This window comes from Bradyrhizobium sp. 155 (genome assembly GCF_023101105.1).
Classification (GTDB): domain Bacteria; phylum Pseudomonadota; class Alphaproteobacteria; order Rhizobiales; family Xanthobacteraceae; genus Bradyrhizobium; species Bradyrhizobium canariense_D.
The window spans coordinates 6218386-6238878 of sequence record NZ_CP064704.1 but is presented as its reverse complement, the minus strand read 5'-3'; the positions used below and the strand labels follow the sequence as shown (position 1 = coordinate 6238878).

Below are 20493 nucleotides of genomic sequence, written 5' to 3'. Positions count from 1 at the left end.
AGAAAGCCCGGGACAGGCCCGGGCATGACGAGTTATGAGACCGATCAGTGGGAAGCGGAAGCCGCAGGGCTCAGCGCGCGCGATCCAGCCGGCTGGCCTGATACCTGGCGTGCCATTTCGGGCCAGGCCCGCGCATGTAGTGGAGCTCGGGGCGGTAGGGATTGCCCGCGATCCGGATCAGCGTCAGCCATTTGCTGGCGATGAAGTTCAGGGGCTGGCGGAGCAGGGTCAGTGACGCGAGCAACATGGCATCAACTCAGTGCGGCTTGCCGAGCATGGCAGTGAAGGGGAGGTCGAAGATCTCCTCGCCGTCGGAGCCGCTGACATGGATTACCCAGTCGCGCCAATCCTCAGCGCCGGGCGTCAGGATCATCGCGTTCATGATCTGGGCGGCACGGTCGCGCGCCTCGGTCAGGTTGGTCACGGCTGTGCCGCTGCGATCGATCAGCGTGCCGTCCAAGTTGGAGCAGTGAAAATAGACCTGGACCATATGCGTCTCCTATTGGGAGCGATTGGGACGGCAAACCGATACCATTCCAAGCCTTCGCGAAACATTCGGGTCGAGCCCGGTAAGGGAATCTACGGAGATTGGTCGGCGCCAAGCCCCCTGCTGGTTTGATCACAAGGGGGTGTTGATCAACTGGACGGCGTTCCCGCGGCATGGAACAACCCTGGACGGAACGTCCGGGAGGCGCCGTGAACCACCTCACATTTTGGCGTGAAAGCCGAAGCCTGCGCGCATGCACGGGCGCCTTGGTGGTCCTCCTGGCCCTCGCCTCGGTAGGCTCATCAGAACCGGTCCGCAAGAGCGGCTATGCGATCGGCACGGAGACCTGCGGCAGCGCCGATCTCGCCTTTCCCAGAATCCAGATCGACATGAAGGCGGGATTCTGCGCTGGCCTCGTCGCCAGCGAGGAGGATCGGCTGAAATTCCCGCGCTCGATCATCCAGGTGCCCGGTCGTGACCTGTTCGTGGTCGCCGACATGGCGGGCTGGGGCCATACCGATGGCCGGCTGCTGTTGCTCGACCCGCGGGCACCCCAGGGACAGCGGTTCAAGGAGTTGCTGACTGCAATCGAATATCCGTTCGGCCTCGCGATCGGCCCGGACAAGAAGCTCTATGCCTCGAGCGCGGAGACGATCTTCCGGTTCGATCCGCTCGCCGACAATCCGCGCGACACGGTCGAGACCGTCGTCCGTCACATGCCCGGCCGCCGGATCACATTGCCCGACGGCAAAAAGCTCGACGAGAGCGCGCATCCATTCAAGCAGTTTGTCTTTGATAAGAACGGCCGGCTGTTCGTCAATGTCGGCTCGCACAGCGACGACTGCATCACGCCGGCGCCGATCACGAGACCTTGCGCGGCGGCCGAGGGCGTTTCCGCAATGGCGTCGATCTGGCTGTTCACGCCGCCCCCGGGCGGTATCTTCCCGGCGTTGAAGCCTGGCGAACCCGACCCGCCGCACGGTGTCTATGCGCGCGGCCTGCGCAACTCGATGGCGCTGGCGCTGCATCCGAACTTCCCTGATGCGGGCTATGCCTTTCTGCAAGGCGAGAACGGCCGCGACCTGCCTGACATTTTCAAGCCGAACGAGGAGATCAACGCGATCGAGCAGGGCAGGCATTACGGCTGGCCCTATTGCTACGATTTGTCGACGCCGAGTCTAGAATTCAGGATCGTATTGCGGTCGGGGGTCTACAAATCGCTGTGCACCGCCAACGCTCTCTACAAGGCGCCGTTCTCGCTGCTGCCGCCGCACGGCGCGCCGCTCGCGATGCTCTATTATCACGGCGCGAAATTTCCGGAGCTCGAGGGCAAGCTGCTGGTCGGCCTGCATGGCTACCGCCCGACCGGCAGCCGCGTCATCGTCTATGACGTCGACGATCACGGCTTCCCGAAGCCCGCCCCGGCGCCGGTACGCTATCATGTCAGTTGCGCGGCCGATCCGACCCACAGCTTTCAGACCGAGGCCGGCGCCGTCGCCGCCGCGCCGTTCGAGGAGCTGATCGCAGGCTGGCACCGCGTCAACGGCGCGCGGCCGCAAGGTGCGCCGGTCGGCATGACGGTCGCGGAGGACGGCGCAATCTGGCTGGTCGAGGACAAAAACCAGACCGTGATCCGGATCGACCGCGCCGCGGGCGATGCGCCGTCGCCGCTGCCCTGCGACGTGCGTAGCCAGGCGCTGATCGAGCAACTGGCGGTCTTCGTGGCCAGGGACGCGCAGAACAGCGTCCGGCTCACCAATTTGCGCAAGGGCCTCGTCGAAAAGCACTGCGTCGGCTGTCACTCGGATTTCGGCCTGAAGCCGGGCCTATCGGACGCTCAGAAGGACGCGACGGTGCTTCGCTTCATGCTGTCGCAGGATGGCTGGATCTATCCTGGTGATCCCGATTCCGGAAAGTTGCGCACGCGGCTTCGTGGGTTGGGCGCGGAGAAACTGATGCCGCCGGGTGGCGACGGCCTGCCGAAGGCCGAACCCGGTTACACGCGCCTGCTCGACACGGCGGATCTGCTGGTGTCAAGAATGGTTCCAGGCATCCGGATGCGGATCAAGTCCGGCCCGCCGCAGCGCAAGTTCTTTGGCAAACCGAACAAGGAATGCGGCGAAATACCGGCTGCCAAGGTCGTCGTCGTGACACAAAGGAACGCTGTAGACAAACCCGGTTTCAGCCGCTTCTTCCGACCGGCCGATGCCTATCTGAATGGCGAGTGCAGCGACGGCGATGGCTATTACATCCGGCAGGAATTTCTGGTGCCTGTGCAGTAGCGTTGTTCTCGTCCTTGCGACGGCACCGGCCCGAGCGGAAACGAAACTGTTCGAAAGCGTGCAGGTGACGCCATCAGGCGAATACACGTTCGGCATCGAAGGGCCGGCCGCCGATCTCGACGGCAATCTCTTCGTCGTCAATTTCGGCAAGCCCGGCACCATCGGCAAGCTGCCCGTCGGCGGCACGGCGTCCGAGCCGTTCACGGCGCTGCCCGAGGGCAGCGTCGGCAATGCCATCCGCTTCGCGCGCGACGGCACCATGTTCATCGCCGACTACAAGAAGCACAACATCTTCGCGATCCCGAAGGGATCGACCGAGCCCGCCATCTGGTTTCACTCCGACGAGATGAACCAGCCCAACGACATCACCATCGCCCGCGACGGCACGATCTACGCGAGCGATCCGAACTGGAAAGGTCGCGAAGGCCACATCTGGCGCATCGCGAAGGGAGCCGACGGAACGGTGCAGGGACAGCTGATGTCGGCGCCGCGCGCGATGGGCACGACCAACGGCATAGATCTCAGCCCTGATGACAAGACGCTCTATGTCGGGGAATCCAGCAGCGGTCAGATCTGGTCCTATACGGTCGCCGGCAACGAGCTCACCAGTCCAAGACTCGTCAAGGCATTTCAGCCCGACACTGTCGACGGCCTGCGCACCGACATCGCTGGCCGCCTGTATGTTGCGCGCATCCTCAAGGGCACGATCACGTTGATGAAGGCCAATGGCGCGGTGGAGCGGGAGATCACGCTGAGAGCCAAGGAGCCGACCAACCTCGCCTTCGGAGGCCACGACGGCAAGACGATCTTCGTCACTCAGCGTCAGGGCGGCTTCGTCGAGTCCTTCCGCACCGACCAGCAGGGCCGCGAGCACTGCCTTCAGCGCGGGCGCTGCTGAGCTTCACGAGGGATCTGCTTCCGGCGCAGGGCGGTGCGACAGGGGCGGCATTCTTCTTGCTTGCATCTCGCCGCCGCGGGGATTTAGACATCTGTGGCACCCTCAAAGCGACCACGGAGTGTTCGAGTGAAAGCCGTCCATACCGAGCTGCATCGCAGCCACGATCCGCAATTCTTCCTGGTTCGCGGTGTGGTCAAGCGGACCACCGAGCAGCCCGAACGTGCCGACCGCCTGCTCAAAGGGCTCAAGGACGGCAAGCATCAACTGGTCGAGCCGACCACATTCGGGCAGGGACCGCGTGCGCGCATCCACAGTCCGGAATATCTGTCGTTCCTGAGCGAGGCCTGGGAGGCCTGGACCGCGCTCGGCGATTCCGGCCCGGAGATGATCGGCAATATCCATCCGGTGCGCCATGCCGCGACTTATCCCACCCATATCACCGGCAAGCTCGGCTGGCACACCGCCGACACCGCGGCGCCGATCGGCCCGGGCACCTGGGCTGCGGCCTGCGCTGCGACCGACGTCGCGGTCACCGCGGCACAGATGGTGATGGACGGCGAGGATGCGACCTATGCGCTCTGCCGGCCGCCCGGCCATCACGCCTATCGCGACATGGCCGGCGGCTTCTGCTTCCTCAACAACAGCGGGATCGCGGCGGCGCATCTGCGGCAGAGGCACGAGCGTGTCGTGATCCTCGACGTCGACGTCCATCACGGCAACGGCACGCAAGGAATCTTCTACGCGCGGCCGGATGTCTACACGGTCTCGATCCATGCCGATCCCGTCGCGTATTATCCTTACGTGTGGGGCTATGCGCATGAGCGCGGCGAAGGTCCCGGCCTTGGCACAAATCTCAACATTCCCCTGGCGATCGGCACCGGCGATGACGGCTACATCCAGGCGATGGACGTCGCGCGCAAGGCGATCGAGTCCTTTGCGCCCGGCGCCCTCGTCATCGCGCTCGGCCTCGACGCCTCCGAGCACGATCCGCTCAAGGGTCTCGCCGTCACCACGCCGGGCTTCCGCCGCATCGGACAGGCCATCGCGAAGATGGGCCTGCCGACCGTGTTCGTGCAGGAGGGCGGCTACCTCTCGGACATCCTCGGCGCGAACCTGACCTCGGTGCTGGCCGGCTTCGAAGAGGCGCGCTGATTCTCGCTGAGTAGCCCATCATTCTCCGTCATTGCGAGGGTAGCGAAGCAATCCAGAATCTTTCCGCGGAGGGACTCTGGATTGCTTCGCTACGCTCGCAATGACGATGTGGATGGTTAGGTCGACTTCATCCACAACTCAAAACATCCCGCTTGCCGCGAGCGCCTTGCAGACGTGCTGCATCTCGGTCTCGTCCGCGACCATGTCGAGCATGATCGTGGTCAGCCCCTTCGCGGCAAACTCCTTCAGCTTCGCGCCGATCTCCGCGTAGCTGCCGACGAGGTAGGGGCAGTCGGCCTGGAAGGTCAGGAACGGCAGCAGCCAATAGCCATTGTCCGCGAGCTCGCCGCTCTGGCTCTCGTAGAGGCGCCGTTTCCACACGGAATCGCTGTTCTCCACGGTGAGCGCGAGCAGCTCGCGATCGTCGGCATTATCGCGGAAACGCGCCTTTGCCGCTTGCCGCGCCTCGTCGCGTCCCTCGCGGGCGAAAATTCCAAAATTCATGCCCGGCGCATCGAGGCCGCGGTCGAGATCCGGCGGCAACATCTGCATCTTGATGCAGCCGGTCTCCTTTGCGACGCGCTGTGCCGGCTCGGACTGGCCTGCGACCAGAAATTCCGGCATCAGCTCCGGCGGCAGGCGCGGCCGAAGTTGCAGGTTGCTGGCGCGGTAGAACCGGCCCTCGAAAGTCGTCGGACGCGGGCTTGCCAGCAGCTGGCGCATCAGCGCAACGAATTCGCCGAGCCGGACATAGCGATCGGCGTGCGACTGCTCGTCGCCGAGCCCCTGCAGATCGCTGACCGCAGTCCCCGTGATCATGTTGAGATAGACCTTGCGGCCGTGGAGCTGCGCAAAGGACGAGACGAATTTTGCCGCCGTGAACGGGTGCATGTAGACCGGATTGACCGCGATCAGCGGCGAGGATCGGGTCGTCTCGCCGATGATGTGCTGGGCCATCGCCCAGGGCTCGACGAACACGTCGTTGCCTTCGAATAGCAGGATGCCTTCGAAGCCGTTGCGATCGGCGAACTGCGCCACCCGCATCAGCTCGTCGACATATTTCTTGGGGTCGCGGTTGCGCGAAATCGCGGGAAAGACGCGCAGCCGCCGCGGCGTCATTCAGCCGCCTCCTGTAGCGGCCATCCATTGCGGGTGATGGGAAGGCCGCCGGTGGCGCGGGAGCCGTCCGCGATCGCGAGACGATGCGAGGGCGACGGCGAGATCAGCTGGAATCGCCAGCCTTGCGGATCGTCGGGGATATCGGGCTTGAAGCTGATCTCGATGGCCTCGCGCGATACCTGCATCGCGAAGGCGTCGAGCGGCAAATTGAGGCCGAAACCCCTGGCCTTCAGATAGGCTTCTTTCAGCGTCCAGTAGTCGAAGAAGCGCTCGGTCGCGGCGGGCTCCGGCAGCCTGCGCAGCGTTTCGACCTCTTCCGGCGCGAAGAACCGAAGCGCGGTCGACAGCGGCGCCACCCGACGCGACACGGTCTCGACATCGACGCCGACGGTCTCATGCCCCGACACGACGCAGGCGACGCAGCCGTCGGCGTGCGACAGGCTGAAATGCAGCGTGCTCGATGTCCTGGGTGATGCGACAAACGGCCGCCCGTAACGCCCGGCCGCAAATGACCAGTCGGTCGGTGCGACCTCAGGTGCGACGTGCGAGAGCGCAAGGCGCAACATCGCGTGCGCGAAAATATACTGTCGCTGGTGCCGCTCGAACACGAAGTGGTCGGCTCGTACCCGTTCGTCGACCGAGAGCAGGCGCCGGCACGTATCGATCGCACCTGGCGTGTCAAAATTCTCGATCAATCCGACAAACAGTTCAATTCTGTCGTCTGCCATCAATTGGGCCCATGGCGCCAGGCCGGGGCCAAATCCCCTGCCATGACGGAAGAATCAACTGAGCAAGAATCAACTAAGCGGACCGCTTCTAGCGGTCCACTCGGGCGAATCCTTGTCGATTGCTGGCCGGTTTACGGGCGCAAGCTTGTGCGAGACCCCAACTCGACACGCGAGCGGCCAAATGTGAAAAATGAAGCCCGAAAACTGAAGCCTGAAGATTCGTGCGGCGTCCCGGCCGACGAGTCTTACGTCTTCTTCTTCTTCTTGGACTTCTTGGAGCCGCCCAACATCGAAATGCTGGCGTCGACGTCCTTCAGCGCGGACTGCAGCTTCTTCTTCTCGGCGCCGAGCAACTTCTGCAGGGCCTTGCGGTCCTTGTCGCTCAACGAGGTGCCCTTGGTAAATTTGATGAAACCCATAACGAACTCCCCGGTTGAAAATACTCGTCCAAATCAAAACGCGAGAATAATCTTGCGCGATGGCGCCAAATAATCAAGATGCAACTTGGTCATTCACAGCTTTGACGAGTGACCCCGTATTCGTCCGTGATGTACGGCCGGTCATGCCGCCCTGCGATTGAGCAATCGGCCGAGCGGTGTGTTGGGTTGGGCGAGGGCGGCCGCGAGCAGCGCGAGGAGATCCTCCATCCACTGGCCGACCGTAGCGCCGTCGAGCAGCTCGCTCTTGTAATTGCACGAACCGGTGATCCCCGTCGGCCGCTCCTTGAGCATCAGCGACAGCCATGTCTGGTCGATCGGCAGCACCGGCTGGCCTTCGCGGGCGATGTTGCCGATCGATCCTGTCGTGAGATCAGGCAGATCGAGCGGCTGGCGCAGCGGATTTTGCAGGGTGAAAAAGACCTGGAGCAGCGAGGCTGGATTGACCCCCTCCTGCTCCAAATGATCGGCCAGGATGTTGAAAGGCAGCTCCTGGCGCGCATGCGCGTCAAGCACGCTCTGGCGGACCCGGACTACGGCCTGCGCGAACGACAGCTCCGGCGTGATTTTGGTACGAACAATCACCGTGTTCTCGAACGGACCGACGATCCGGTCGGTGTCCGGCTGGCCGCGATTGGCCATGGCGGTGGCGATAGAGATGTCGTCGCGGCCGGTCCGCGCCAGCAGCACGGCTTTCAAGCCGGCCAGCAGGCACATGAAGAGCGTGCAATTATGCTGGCCGGCGAAAGCCGCGAGCCGGCCGATCAGCTCACGTTCGAGACTGACCGGATGGTGCCCCCTGGACGGGCCCGGGCTTGATTCGCCCTCGAAGAGGGGAGGCGCCCCGCGCAAATTCTCGGTCCAGTCGGCCGCCTGACGGCGGGCGGCATCGGTGCCGCACCACCAGCGCTGCCAGCGCGCCACGTCCGAAAAGGCCGGCGGCGGTTTCGGCAGCGGCACCGACCGATAGCCGGCCAGCGCCGCATAACGGTTGGATAATTCCTCGAACATCACGCCGATCGACCAGCCATCGACGACGGCGTGATGCAGCGTCAGCAGCAACACGTGATCGCCATCGTGGAGCCGCAACAGCCGGGCGCGCAGCAGCGGCGCGCGCGTGGTGTCGATCGGGACATAGGTCTCCTGTTCGATCAGGAGATTGATCTTGCGGAGTTCCAGCGCCTTGCGCCGCTTGTTATTGTGGGGCTGACCGTCGCCGATCGTCTCGACACTCAGGACACGGCCGAGGGCGCCGGGCGCGGCGATGCGGCTGACGGGCTCCCCGCCGCTCCAGCCGAAATGGGTCCGCAGCGATTCGTGCCGGCGCACGATGTCGTCGATCGCCTGCGCCAGGGCGGCCGGATTCAGCGGCCCCTGGAGACGGAAAGCGAAAGGCAGATTGAACAGCGGCAGTCCGTGAAGATTCTGCTCGATCCGCAGCATCTGGTCCTGCGCGATCGAGAGAGGGCTGCCTTCGGCCAGGCTCGCACTAGCCAACCTCGCTACACTTGGGGCCGGCTTGCGCGGCTTTGCCGCCACGGCCTCGTCGACCCGCCGGGCAAGCTCGTCGATCGTCGGTGCCTCGAAGATGGTCTTGATCGGCAGCGACACGCCGAGCGCCCGAGCGACGCGCGCCATGACCTGGCCCGCCAGCAGCGAATGGCCGCCGAGGTCGAAGAAATTGTCGGTGACGCCGAGGCTTTCGACCTTCAGCAGGTCGATCCAGATGTCGGATAGCACCTTTTCGGTAAAGCGCCGCGCCGGCACGGCCGCATCCGGTCCGGACGTTTCCTGCTGCGCCGACGCCAGCAGCGCGGCCCGATCGATTTTGCCATGGGCATTGAGCGGCACCTGACCCAGGAACAGGAACGCGGACGGGATGGCATGGCCCGGCAGCCGGCTCTTCAGGAAATCGCGCAGCTCGCTGGCGCTGCTCCGGCTGCCGGATCTCGCGACGATATGGGCAATCAGCCTGATATCGCCGCTTGCTTCGCGACGCGGCTCGACGATGCCGGCGCACACACTGGGATGGTCGGCAAGCGCGTTCTCGATCTCCTTGAGCTCGATACGGTAGCCGCGGACCTTGACCTGATGGTCGGCGCGACCGAGGCATTCGATCGTGCCGTCGGCACGGCGACGGGCGAGGTCGCCGGTCCGGTACAGCCGGCTGCTAGCTTTGCGCGAGAACGGATCGGGCAGGAAGCGCTGCCGGTTCTGCGCGGGATCGTTGACATAGCCGCGGCCGACGCCGGCGCCGCCGATGCAGAGCTCGCCGGTTACGCCGACCGGCTGCGGCTGCAGGCTTGCGTCGAGCACGTAGAGCTGGGTATTCGGCAGCGGCGCGCCGACCGGGACGTTGCCCGTCGTGGTCGTGGGCGCCCTGGTCAGGCGATGCAGCGAGACGTCGTCGGAACATTCCGAGGCACCATAGGCGTTGATCAGCGGCACTTTCGGACAGCGGGCGAACCAGGCCTTGCACAGATCGACGGGCAGCGGTTCGCCCGTCGAGATCAGAAGGCGCAGCCTCGCAAAGGCGCGTCGGATTTGTGCCTCGTCCATGCGATCGAGGATCACGCGCAGCAGCGATGGGACGATCTCGAGCACCGTGATGCCCTCGCGCTCGATCTCGCGCGCGAGCAAAATCGGGTCCTGCACGATCGCGGTCCCGCAGATGTGGACGCGCGCGCCGACCATGGGCCCCGCGAGGAACTGCCACACCGAGATGACAAAACTCTGTGGCGCGGTCTGCGCGATCACGTCCCGGGACGAGAGGTTCAGCTCGGAGATGAGCGACGCCAGATGGTTTGACAGCCCGCGCTGCTCGATCATGACGCCCTTGGGCGCGCCGGAGGACCCGGAGGTGTAGATGAGATAGGCAAGGCTCGACGCCGCGCGCCGCTTTGCGGGGGCCGGCTTGGCCGACGCTGGCGCGATCGCGTCCTCGAGCTCGGCCATTTGGATGCGCTCGACCAGCGGTTCGAGCAGCGCCTCCGCCATGGATGACTGCGCCCGTTCGATCAGCAGCATGCGGGCCCCGCTCGATCCGAGGATGGTTGCGAGCCGTTCCCGCGGCTGGTCGGGATCGAGATTGAGGAAGGCGGCGCCCACGCGTTGTACGGCGATCATCGCGGCGAGCAGGTCGGGCCCGCGATCTGCAAGCAAGGCGACCACGGCCTCGGCGCCGACGCCTTCGAGAGTGAGCCAGCGCGCAGCCGCTTGGCTGCGGCGCGCCAGCTCGCGGTAGCTCAGGGATGTGCGGCCGTCCGACACCGCGATCGCGTTCGGCGTCTTCTTGACCTGGCGATCGAAACCTTCGCTCAAATTGCCGCGCGCGACGAAATTGGCCGGCACGCCCCGGCCCTGCGCCAGCAGCTGCCGGCGTTCGGCCTCAGTCAGGAGTGCCAGGCGGGAGATGCGCTGCTCCGGATCGGCGATGACGGATTTGAGCAGGGTTTTGAACTGAGCGGCCATGCCCTCGATCGTCGCCGCGTCGAACAGATCGGTGGCGTATTCGAAGAAGCCGGTGAAACGGCCGTCGGCCTCGACCAGTTCGAGCGTGATGTCGAATCGCGCCACTTTTGGATCGATCTCGATCCGCCGCGTCGACAGACCGGAGAATCGTGCCGCCTCGATCGAGGCATTCTGGAGGATGAACATGATCCGGAACAGCGGATTGCCGTCCGTCCTTCGTGCGATCTGAAGCGAGCGCAGGACTTCCTCGATCGGGAGATCCTGATTGCGATAGGCATCGAGCGTGACCTGCCGTACCCGGCGCAACATGTCGCCGAAGCTCGGATCGCCGCCAAAATCATTGCGCAGGATCAGGGTGTTGGCGAACAGTCCGATCAGGCGCTCGCTCTCGATCTGATTGCGGTTGGCGATCAGCGATCCGGTCGCGACATCTTCGTGTCCGGTGTGACGGAACAGCAGGCACTGGAACACGGCGAGCAGGGTCATGAAGGGCGTGACGCCCTGGTTCTGGCTCAGCGCGCGCAGGTCGGCCGACAGGGTTTTGGAGAATTCGAGATAGTGACGGGCACCGTGGCCGCTCCAGACCTCCGGCCTTGGGCGGTCGGTTCGCAGCGGCAGCGTGGTGACGCCGTCCAGTTGCACCCGCCAGTAATCGAGCTGCTCCTTGGCCGCCGGCGTCTGCGCCCAGCTCTGCTGCCAGAGCGCAAAGTCGCGATACTGGAAGGCGGGCGAAGGCAGTGCCGCCACGTCGTTCTTGCGCGCTGCCGAATAATGGGCGGCGAGTTCTTCCCAGAACAGCCGCTGCGACCAGCCGTCGGTGACGAGGTGGTGGACGTTGACCACCAGCACATGGCTGCTCTTGTCGAACGAGAGCAGCGTGACCTTCAGCGGTGCCTCGTTCGCAAGGTCGAACGGATGTTGCGCGAGCCGGAGTGCTTCGCGCCTGACAACAGCGACCCGCTTGTTCGCGGGGCAGGGCTTGAGCTTGATCCGCTCGAACCGCGGTGGCGATTGCAGCACAAGCTGCACCGGCTCGCCCTCGCGTTCGACGATGACCGACCGCAACGCCTCATGGCGCGCCGATACGGCGGTGAGGCTCGCAGAAAGTGCGGCGACGTCGAGCCCACCCTTGAGGAGCGCGACTTCGACGACGTTATAATTGTAGCGCGTGGGGTCGAGCCGCGAGAGCACGTACATCCGCTGCTGCTGGAACGACAGCGGCGCGTCTGCTTCCCCGGCCTGGCGCCAGGCCGGTAGCATCGTTTCGCGATGGATTGCGGCGGTCTCGATCCGGGCCGCAAGCGCGGCGGCCGTGGCGCAATCAAAAACGTCCTCGAACGAGAAATCGACATTGAAGCGTTCGCGCAGGCGCGAACGCATCTGCGTCACCGCGAGCGAGTCGGCACCGAGCGCAAAGACGTCCTGATCGCCCCCGACCTGCGGCAGCTCCAGCAGATTGGCCCAGATCCCGGCGAGCTCGGTCTCCAGCGCGTTGCGCGGCAGACGGGCCTCCTCCTCGCCGCCGTCCGTTGCAATCAATTCGGCGAGCGCATTGCGCTTGACCTTGCCGCTGGCGCCTTTCGGCAGCGTCGCGACGCTGCGGATCAGGCTCGGCACCTTGTAGGCCGCGAGCCGTTTCCGGGCGAACTGGCGCAACTGGTCCGAAGTCGCCTCGGAATTCGGCCGCAGCACCACGATTGCGGCGACGTTCTCGCCGAGCTTCGGGTGCGGGACGGCAAACACGCCGGCCTCCAGCACCGCCGGATGGCTGAGCAGAACCTCTTCCACCTCCAGAGGCGAGATCTTCTGCCCGCCGCGGTTGATGACGTCCTTGATGCGGCCGACGATGAAGAGATAGCCGTCGGCATCGAGATAGCCGAGATCGCCGGTCCGGAACCAGCCGTCGCGGAAGGCAGCCTGCGTCGCCGCCTCGTCATTATAGTAGCCGCGGCTCATGTTGGGTCCGCGCAGCATGATCTCGCCGTGCTGGCCGCTGGCGAGCGCGCGGCCCGTCTCGTCCATGATTGTGATCTCGGGGCCCGCGGCGCGGCCGACCGATCCGACCTTGCGCAGCTCGAACGGGTTGGCCGCGATCTGCGAGGCCGCCTCCGTCATGCCGTAGGTTTCGAGCACGGGAACGCCGAACGTCGCCTCCAACCCGTCGAGGATCGCAGGCGCAAGCGAGGCCGAGGCGGAGCGGATCACGCGCAGCGACGACGATCGGGCAAGATCCGGGTTGGCTTCCGCCGCCGTCAGCAGCGCGCGATGGATGGTCGGCACTGCCGTGTACCAGGTCGGTTGCAGCTGCCGCATCCAGCCGAAGAAGGAGGCTGCGTCGAAACCCTCGGTACAGACTACGCTGGAGCCCGCGGCCAGCGCCGTCAGCAGGCCGGAAATCAGACCATGGGCGTGAAACAGCGGCAGGACGTTGAGCAGACGATCGTGGGACGCGAGCGAGAGCGCGCGGCCGGCATTGTAGGCGGAGAGGCACACATTGCGATGCGTCAGCGGCACCATCTTCGGTCGCGCCGCCGTGCCCGAGGTCAGCAGGATGAACGCGTCGTCGTCGCCGCGCGAGGCGCCGCTGCTGCTCGCCGGTCCGACCGCCGGCCCGACCAACGCGCAACCGCCGAGATCGTCTTGCGGCCCCGGCACGAAATCGATCACCGCAATATCGAGCGCCTTGGCGACATCGCGGGCCGCCGAGTTCGTGTCGGCCCGGGTGACGAGCGCCGTCAGCTTCAATTCGCTGAAATAGCGTTGCAGCTCGTCCGCCGTCAGATCGGGATTGACGGGAACGCAAGCGCAGCTCGAGGCTACCGCGATCAGGGCCAGTGCGCTGTCGGCACCGCGCGGCAGCGCAACCGCGATGCGGTCGGTAGAAGCGATGCCAAGCCCGCGCAGCGTGCGGACGAGATCCTGCGTCCGCGCGCCAATCCCGCCGTAGTTGAGGACCGGCCGGCCGGGGGCGAGGAGGGCGGGGGCCACCGGCATCTTGCGGGCATGGAAATCGAGAAGACCGCCGATATCCTCGAATATCTTCGCTTCGGCCGTCGTACTCGCCTCCCGCGGGGCTGGGCGTGTGGCGTCCGACAATTCCGTTCCCTTTTGATCCGATTGGGCTATTCTTCCAAGAAGTTAGGAAACGCGTCCAGTCTGAGGTGAAGTTTTGGCCCCAAAATCTGTGGTTGCGGGGCCCTAAGCCCTTCGACGGAGTGATTGGTCGGGCGGAATCACCATGCTGGAGAATGAGCCGGGCACGGGAGCGGAAGGCGGGCTGAAGCGCTGGCTCGAGGGTATCGGTCTTAGCCACTATACTGATCTCTTCGCGCAGCACCGTCTCGATCTCGACGTCATGGCGGACCTGACCGAATCCGATCTGGTCGAGCTCGGATTGCCGCTCGGCGATCGGAAGCGGCTCCAGCGCGCCATGACCGCGTTGTTCCGGGCCGAAACCGCGGAGAAGCCCGACGCGATGGCGCGCCCGCAAATCCGGACGGAGGTCGGCGCCGAGCGGCGTCAGCTCACCACCATGTTCTGCGACATGGTGGATTCCACCTCGCTCTCGGTGCAGTTCGATCCGGAAGACGTGCGCGACATGATCGCGAGCTTCCGCGAAACCTGTGTCCGCGTCGTGAAGCATTACGAAGGTTTTGCTGCCCGCTTCGTCGGAGACGGTATTTTGGTCTATTTCGGCTATCCGACCGCACATGAGGACGACGCCGAGCGCGCCGTGCGTGCGGGGCTGGAAATCGTCCGGGTGCTGTCGACCGCTCGCGCGATCGAGCCGCGTGGCGCGCTCAGCCACTCACCCGCCGTCCGCATCGGCATCGCAACCGGTCTCGTCGTGGTTGGCGACCTCGTCGGACAGGGCACCGAAGAGCGCGACTCCGCGGTCGGAGAAACCGTCAATCTCGCCGCGCGCCTGCAGGGCCTGGCGCCGCCCAACGGTGTGGTGATTTCCACGTCGACCCAGTCGCTGCTGAAGGGGAAGTTCGACTACCGCGATCTCGGCGTCCACGTGCTTAAGGGAATCTCGGAGAAAGCCCAGGCCTGGCACGTGATGCGCGCCTCGCGGGTGGAGACCCGCTTCGCCGCCGCCATGGGCACGCGGCTGACCCCACTCGTCAACCGGGAGGAGGAGATTGCGCTGCTGATGGGGCGCTGGCAGCAGGCCAAGGAGGGCGAGGGCCAGGTCGTGGTCAAGTTCGGCGAGCCCGGCATCGGCAAGTCGCGCATCATCCAGGAGATCTTCGACCGGATCGCGGGCGATCGCCATGGACAGGTCTCGTTCCAGTGCTCGCCCTATTACACCTCCACGGCGTTCTATCCGTTCGCCGAGCAGCTCAAATTCTCTCTCGGTCTCGATCGCGAGGATGCGTCCGTTCAGTCGCTGGCGAGCCTGGAGACCGCGATCGCCGCCGCTCATGGCGACATCGAGCAGGTTGCGCCGCTGTTTGCCGTGCTGTTGTCCATTCCGACCGGCGACCGCTATCCGCCGCTCGAGCTGTCGCCGCAGCAGCAAAAGGATGCGACCGTCGCGGCGCTGGTCAATCATTTCCTCGGCCTTGCGCGCGAGCAGCCGCTGGTGATCGCATTCGAGGATCTGCACTGGATCGACCCGACGTCCCGTGAGGTGATCGATCTCCTGGTCGACCGGGCGCAGAACCGGGCAATCCTGGTCATCATCACCGCGCGCACCGAATTCCAGCCGAGCTGGAACGCCCATTCGCATATCACGACCCTGGTGCTGAACCGGTTGAGCCGGCAGTTGCGCGCGACGCTGGTCGAGCGCGTGGCGGGACGCGAGCTTCCCAAGGAGGTCATCGAGGAGATCATCGTCAAGACCGACGGCGTGCCGCTGTTCCTGGAGGAGCTGACCAAGACGGTTCTCGAATCCAACCTCCTGACCGAACGGCACGGGCGCTACGTGCTGTCGGGTCCGTGGCGGCAGCTTGCGATCCCGGCGACGCTGACGGACTCGCTGATGGCGCGGCTGGACCGGATGGGGCCGTTCAAGCGGATCGCGCAAATCGGTGCCACCATCGGCCGCGAATTCTCCTACGAGACTCTGCACGCGGTCGCCAACACACCCGCCGAACAGATCGAGGCCGCGCTCAATCATTTGGAGGAGGCCGGACTGATCATGCGCCGCGGCCATCCGCCCGACGCGCTCTACTCCTTCAAGCACGTGATGATTCAGAACGCCGCGCATGCGAGCTTGCTGCACAGCGAGCGGCGCAAGCTGCATTCCCGGATCGCCCAGGTGCTGGCCGAGATGTATCCCGAGAAGACCGAGCGCGAACCGGAACTGCTCGCCCATCATATGACCGAATCCGGCCAGAGCGAGAGCGCCGCCAGCTTCTGGCTTAAGGCCGGTAAGCAGGCGGCCAAGAGTGGCGCCAATCTAGAGGCGATCGGGCATCTGGGCCGCGGCCTCGGCGTCGTGCAGGCCAATGCGCGCATGCAGGGCGCCGATGAGATGGAGCTCGAATTGCGCATCGCGCTCGGCAACGCGCTGATCGCCGCCAAGGGCTATGCCGTGCAGGAGGTCGAGGAGAACTACGTCCGCGCCCTCGAACTCGGCCAGCAGCTCGACGACGACGAAAAGGCCTTCGCCGCCACGCGCGGGCTCTGGGTCTGTCATTTCATCCGCGCCGATCTGACCCGCGCGCACGATCTCAGCGTCGAGCTGTTGAAGTTCGCCAAGCGCGAGCGGCTGAACGAGGGGACGCAACCGGCGCAGCAGACCGGCTATCTGATCGAGGCGCATCGCTCGATCGCGATGACTATGCTCTATCGCGGGCGCTTTGCCGCGTCCCAGCATCATCTTCACCGCTGCATCAACCTCTACAGCCCCGACCTGCACTCCGATCTGATGGAGCGGCACGGCACCGATCCCGGTGTCGTCTCGCTGTCCTATCTCGGCTACCTCCTGTGGTTCCTCGGCCGGCCCGACGCGGCGCGCCAGCACAGCGAACAGGCGATCGCGAACGCCGAGAAGATCCGCCACCCATTCACGCTCGCCTTCGCGCTCGTGTTCGGCGCCTATCTCTGCCAGCATTTGCGCGATGTTGAGGGCACGCGCGACCATGCCAACCGCGCCATGATCATCGCCACGGAGCACAATTTCCTGCACTGGAAGCAGCAGGCGGCGATCCTGCGCGGCTGGGCGCTGGCGCAGCTCGGCGAGGCCGACGAAGGCCTCAGCCAGATGCGGTTCGGCCTCGACGAATACGAAGCGATGGATTCCTGGCTCGCCGGCTGCTGGTTCCGCTGCCTGCTCGCGGAGGCCTACGCCAAGGTCGGAATGCGCGATGCCGCCTTGCGCGCGCTGGACGGTGCGCTCGCGACCGCAAGACGGACCGGCGACCACTCCTACCTCGCCGAAGTCTACCGCCTGCAAGGCGAGATCACCCTGTCGGATGAGAATCCGGCCTCGGTGCAGGAGGCCGAGGACCTGTTCAACCTGTCGCTGGAGATCGCGCGTAAGCAGGGGGCTCTGTCCTGGGAGCTTCGCACCGCCGTCAGCCTCGCGCGCCTGTCGCACCAAGCCGGCAAGCGCGAGCACGCTCGTCTCCTGCTCGTACCGATTGTGGCCAAGTTCAGCGAGGGCTTTTCCACGCCGGACCTGAAACAGGCGATGCAACTGATCGACGAGCTCGGCGTGGACGCGCTTGTTCGTAAACAGGCCGATTCCGTGAGATGAGCGATCTTGCCGCCGCGCGTGCGCGTTACGTGGAGCTGATCTCAAAACGCGAGCGGATCTCTTCAACGCGCCTGCTCGAAGCCCTCGGCACTGTTCCGCGCGAAAAGTTTCTGGCGAAGGGGCCGTGGCGCATCAAGACCGAGGCGGCGCGCAACTATCGGCTGACGCCGGATGCTGATCCCGTTCATCTCCAGGACAATGTGCTGGTCGCGATCGATGCGCGCCGCAAGCTTGATACCGGACTTCCGAGCCTGTGGGCGCATTTCATCGATTTGCTCGACGTCGGGGAAAAAGACCGTGTGGTCCAGATCGGCTGCGGGCTCGGCTATTTCTCAGCCGTGCTGTCGAAGATCGTGGGGCCCAAGGGCAGGGTGCAGGCAATCGAATGCGACGAGCGGCTTGCGGCGCGCGCCGCAACCTATCTTGGCGCCTATCGCAACGTCGCGGTCGTCCATGGCGACGGATGCGAGGACATCGGCGAACCCGCCGACGTGATCATCGTTCATGCCGGCTTCTCGCAGCCGCATCCGCTCTGGCTTCGGTCGCTTCGTCCGCGCGGCCGGCTTCTGGTGCCGCTGACCCAGCGGGACCGCGAAGGCGCCGCCCTCAAGATCACCCGCAAGGGCAGGGGGTTCGAAGCCGAGGCGGTGCAGCAGATCCGGATATTTCCCGGCCAAGGCCGCGGTCTGACCGCGCTCGACGACCGCGTCGCCGACTGGTGGCAGCGCGCCTCCGCGCTGGCGCCGCTGCGCTTTCGCGGCATCGCGCAGGGGTTGCCGTCGGATGGCTAATGCTTCGTTTCATTTTACCTTGATTGCGAATGTAAGTATCCAACGCGTCTCGGCGCCGCTATGACTGCGGCCTGATCGCCATACGAGCGCGCGCCATGCATTCCGTTGCCCTGCTGACCGCCAGCTACGCCAAGGATATCGAGCGCTTTTCGCTGCTCAGCGAGAGCATCGACACCTGGTTGACGGGCTACACACGGCATTATGTTCTCGTTAACGATGAGGATCTGCCGCTGTTCGCGCGGTTCGCTTCCGACAAACGCGTCATCGTTCCGGCCTCGCGCTATTTGCCGAAATGGCTGTGGGCGTTGCCGCCGGCTCTGCAGTTCATCAGCAAACGGCGCGTCTGGCTGTCGCTGCTGTCGTCACCTGTTCATGGCTGGCACATTCAGCAGATCCTCAAGATCGCCGGCGTCCTCAACGCGCCAGAGCAGCGCGTTTGCATCCTGGATTCGGACAATCTGTTCTTCCGCGAATTCGACGTCGGTGAGTATGCCGGCGCCGAGAAGACCCCGCTGTTCGTCACGCGCAACGGGATCGACGCCGCCCACCCCTTGCATGTCCTGTGGCTCCGCACCGTCGATCAGCTCCTTGGCATCAAGGACCGGTCCTTCCCCGCGGACGACTATGTCGGCAACGCGCTGGTCTGGGACAAGGACACCGCGCGCGCGATGACCGATTCGATCAAGTCGGCAACGGGATTGAACTGGGTTCTGGCACTGTGCCGGAAGAAGAAGTTCTCGGAATATCTCATGTACGGCCATTTCGTCGCGAACGCGCCCGCGCATCTGGCCACTCATCGGGTCACCGAGGACAGCATCGCGGTCTCGCATTGGGACGACACCCGCCTCGACCGTCCCGCCATCGAAGCGATGATGCGCGCCGCTTCGCCCGACCAGGTCGCGCTGTGCATCCAGTCCTATTCGTCGACCTCGATCGACGACATCCGCGACGTGTTCCGCCTCAGCTCGCGCGACCGTCGCGGTCCGAGTCTTTCGCCCGAGCACATGGGCGACGAGGCTCAGTTCGAAGTGCCGAAAGCTCGCTAGACCTTACACGTCTCTCGTGAACTTGCTGATCACGTTCATGAACGGCTTCGGCTTGAACTCGCCGTCGAGCGGCAAAGGACGGTTCGGCTGCTTGTCGGCGCGGGCAAAGGTGCCGTTGATCCAGCTGTAGCGGTCCGAGAGGCCCCAGGTCAGGATCGAGCGCACCGGTCCGCTGGTCGAGATCGCGGTCAAGAGATCATCGACGCGCTTGGCGACGATGGCATCGCGCTCCGCCGGCGTCCCCGTCAGCTTCTGGTCGTCGACATCGAGCTCGGTGACGAGCACCTCGAGGCCCCAGGCGCGCAGCTCGGTGACGAATTCGGCAAGCCCATGGGTGTCGATCTCGAGCTCGGCATGCAGATGCGCTTGCAGTCCCACGGCGTGCAACGGCACGCCCTGGTCGAGCAGCTCCATGATGAGATGGCGGTAGGCAGCGCGCTTCGCGACGAACGTGTCCTTGGCCGACTCGATGTCGTATTCGTTGATCGCGAGCTTGACGAAGGGATCGGCCGCGGCCGCCGTGCGGAACGCCAGCGGAATCCAGCGGTTGCCCAGATGCTGCGTCCAGAACGACTCGCGTCGGTCTTTCGGGCTGTGCGGATTGTCCGGGATCGGCTCGTTGACGACGTCCCACGACGTCAGCTTGTCCTTGTAATAGGAGACGACGGTGCCGATGTGGTCGACATAGGCGCGCTCGACGCCCTTGGTATCCTTGATCTGCTTGGTCCAGTCCGGAATGTCGTGATACCAGGCGAGCGCGTGGCCGCGCATCGTCAGGTCGTTCTGCCGGGCGAAATCCAGGATCGCGTCGGCGCGTTCGAAGGCAAAGGTGTGCGCGTCCGGACGCAGCATCGGCCATTTCAGCTCGAGCACCGGCACGACTTGTGTGCAGTAGGTGCTGATGGCTTCGCCGAGCCTGGGATCCGCTTGCAGATCCCAGAGCGTGGCCGCGGCACCAAATCCCTGATAGCGCTGGGCGAGTTTCGACGCCGGCGCTGCGGACGCCGATGCGGCTGCCGCGAGTGCTGCGGCGCTGCCGAGGAGAAATTCGCGTCTGTCGAGCCTGGTCACGGCATTCCTTATCGGAGCCAACGCGCCACCGTACCAAGCGACGCCTTGCAACGCCGGGGATTTCCCTCGTTGGGTTAACTTTGCCAGTGCGAAATCACGGTTCCTTTCGGTGGCCGTGGCGCCGTCAGGGAAGGGCAAATTTAACGCTAACCCGCGAAAGCGGCTTCAAAACCGGATTCGCCGCCCGATCTCCAGACTTATGTGACACTCTTGAGAGATGTTGCGGCGCAATTCGTTCGCCCCGCCATGGTCCAATTGATGAACGGCCGTCACACTCGCAACAATGTTGTCGGTCCCGTGCT

The 20493-nt window shown here is 64.8% G+C and carries 13 protein-coding genes; 6 read left to right on the top strand and 7 right to left on the bottom strand.

Features of this window, described 5'->3' with window-relative positions:
* Window positions 1–70: 70 nt before the first annotated feature.
* Both IVA93_RS30020 and IVA93_RS30015 read right to left on the bottom strand, forming a co-directional pair.
* Complete coding sequence (locus tag IVA93_RS30020) at window positions 71–247, bottom strand: hypothetical protein (RefSeq protein WP_018455689.1); 177 nt, start codon at window positions 245–247, stop codon at window positions 71–73.
* 9 nt (window positions 248–256) lie between these two features.
* Window positions 257–490, bottom strand: a complete 234-nt coding sequence (locus IVA93_RS30015; protein WP_007606355.1) for a DUF6894 family protein — start codon at window positions 488–490, stop codon at window positions 257–259.
* 206 nt (window positions 491–696) lie between these two features.
* Between IVA93_RS30015 and IVA93_RS30010 the strand changes: the two genes are divergently transcribed.
* From IVA93_RS30010 to IVA93_RS30000, 3 genes are all read left to right on the top strand, one after another.
* The gene (locus IVA93_RS30010; protein ID WP_247371401.1) at window positions 697–2769 is read left to right on the top strand and encodes a PQQ-dependent sugar dehydrogenase; all 2073 of its coding nucleotides are present in this window, start codon (window positions 697–699) and stop codon (window positions 2767–2769) included.
* Window positions 2726–3667, top strand: a complete 942-nt coding sequence (locus tag IVA93_RS30005; protein ID WP_026233001.1) for an SMP-30/gluconolactonase/LRE family protein — start codon at window positions 2726–2728, stop codon at window positions 3665–3667. Before IVA93_RS30010 ends, IVA93_RS30005 begins: the two co-directional genes overlap by 44 nt.
* Window positions 3668–3793: 126 nt before the next feature.
* Window positions 3794–4819, top strand: a complete 1026-nt coding sequence (locus IVA93_RS30000; RefSeq protein ID WP_018455686.1) for a histone deacetylase family protein — start codon at window positions 3794–3796, stop codon at window positions 4817–4819.
* A 138-nt stretch (window positions 4820–4957) separates the two neighbouring features.
* Here the strand turns inward: IVA93_RS30000 and IVA93_RS29995 are convergent, their stop codons facing one another.
* The 4 genes from IVA93_RS29995 to IVA93_RS29980 form a co-directional block, all read right to left on the bottom strand.
* Entirely contained in the window at window positions 4958–5938 is a 981-nt protein-coding gene (locus IVA93_RS29995) for an LLM class flavin-dependent oxidoreductase (RefSeq protein ID WP_018455685.1), read from the bottom strand.
* Complete coding sequence (locus IVA93_RS29990) at window positions 5935–6666, bottom strand: 4'-phosphopantetheinyl transferase family protein (protein ID WP_018455684.1); 732 nt, start codon at window positions 6664–6666, stop codon at window positions 5935–5937. Before IVA93_RS29990 ends, IVA93_RS29995 begins: the two co-directional genes overlap by 4 nt.
* A gap of 245 nt (window positions 6667–6911) precedes the next feature.
* On the bottom strand, window positions 6912–7085 hold the full coding sequence (locus IVA93_RS29985) for a hypothetical protein (RefSeq protein WP_007600599.1): 174 nt from the start codon (window positions 7083–7085) through the stop codon (window positions 6912–6914).
* Window positions 7086–7226: 141 nt separating this feature from the next.
* On the bottom strand, window positions 7227–13670 hold the full coding sequence (locus tag IVA93_RS29980; RefSeq protein ID WP_247542359.1) for a non-ribosomal peptide synthetase: 6444 nt from the start codon (window positions 13668–13670) through the stop codon (window positions 7227–7229).
* 142 nt (window positions 13671–13812) lie between these two features.
* Here IVA93_RS29980 and IVA93_RS29975 point away from each other — a divergent pair, with 142 nt between their 5' ends.
* From IVA93_RS29975 to IVA93_RS29965, 3 genes are all read left to right on the top strand, one after another.
* Window positions 13813–17283, top strand: coding sequence for an ATP-binding protein (locus IVA93_RS29975; RefSeq protein ID WP_018455682.1), 3471 nt, complete (start codon window positions 13813–13815; stop codon window positions 17281–17283).
* Window positions 17280–18074, top strand: coding sequence for a protein-L-isoaspartate O-methyltransferase family protein (locus IVA93_RS29970; protein WP_018455681.1), 795 nt, complete (start codon window positions 17280–17282; stop codon window positions 18072–18074). Before IVA93_RS29975 ends, IVA93_RS29970 begins: the two co-directional genes overlap by 4 nt.
* Window positions 18075–18169: 95 nt before the next feature.
* Window positions 18170–19120: a DUF6492 family protein gene (locus IVA93_RS29965; protein WP_018455680.1), complete on the top strand. Its 951-nt coding sequence runs from the start codon at window positions 18170–18172 to the stop codon at window positions 19118–19120.
* Window positions 19121–19123: 3 nt separating this feature from the next.
* On the opposite strand, the gene IVA93_RS29960 is transcribed toward IVA93_RS29965, so the two are convergent.
* Window positions 19124–20191, bottom strand: a complete 1068-nt coding sequence (locus IVA93_RS29960) for an endo-1,4-beta-xylanase (protein ID WP_018455679.1) — start codon at window positions 20189–20191, stop codon at window positions 19124–19126.
* Window positions 20192–20493: the final 302 nt, after the last annotated feature.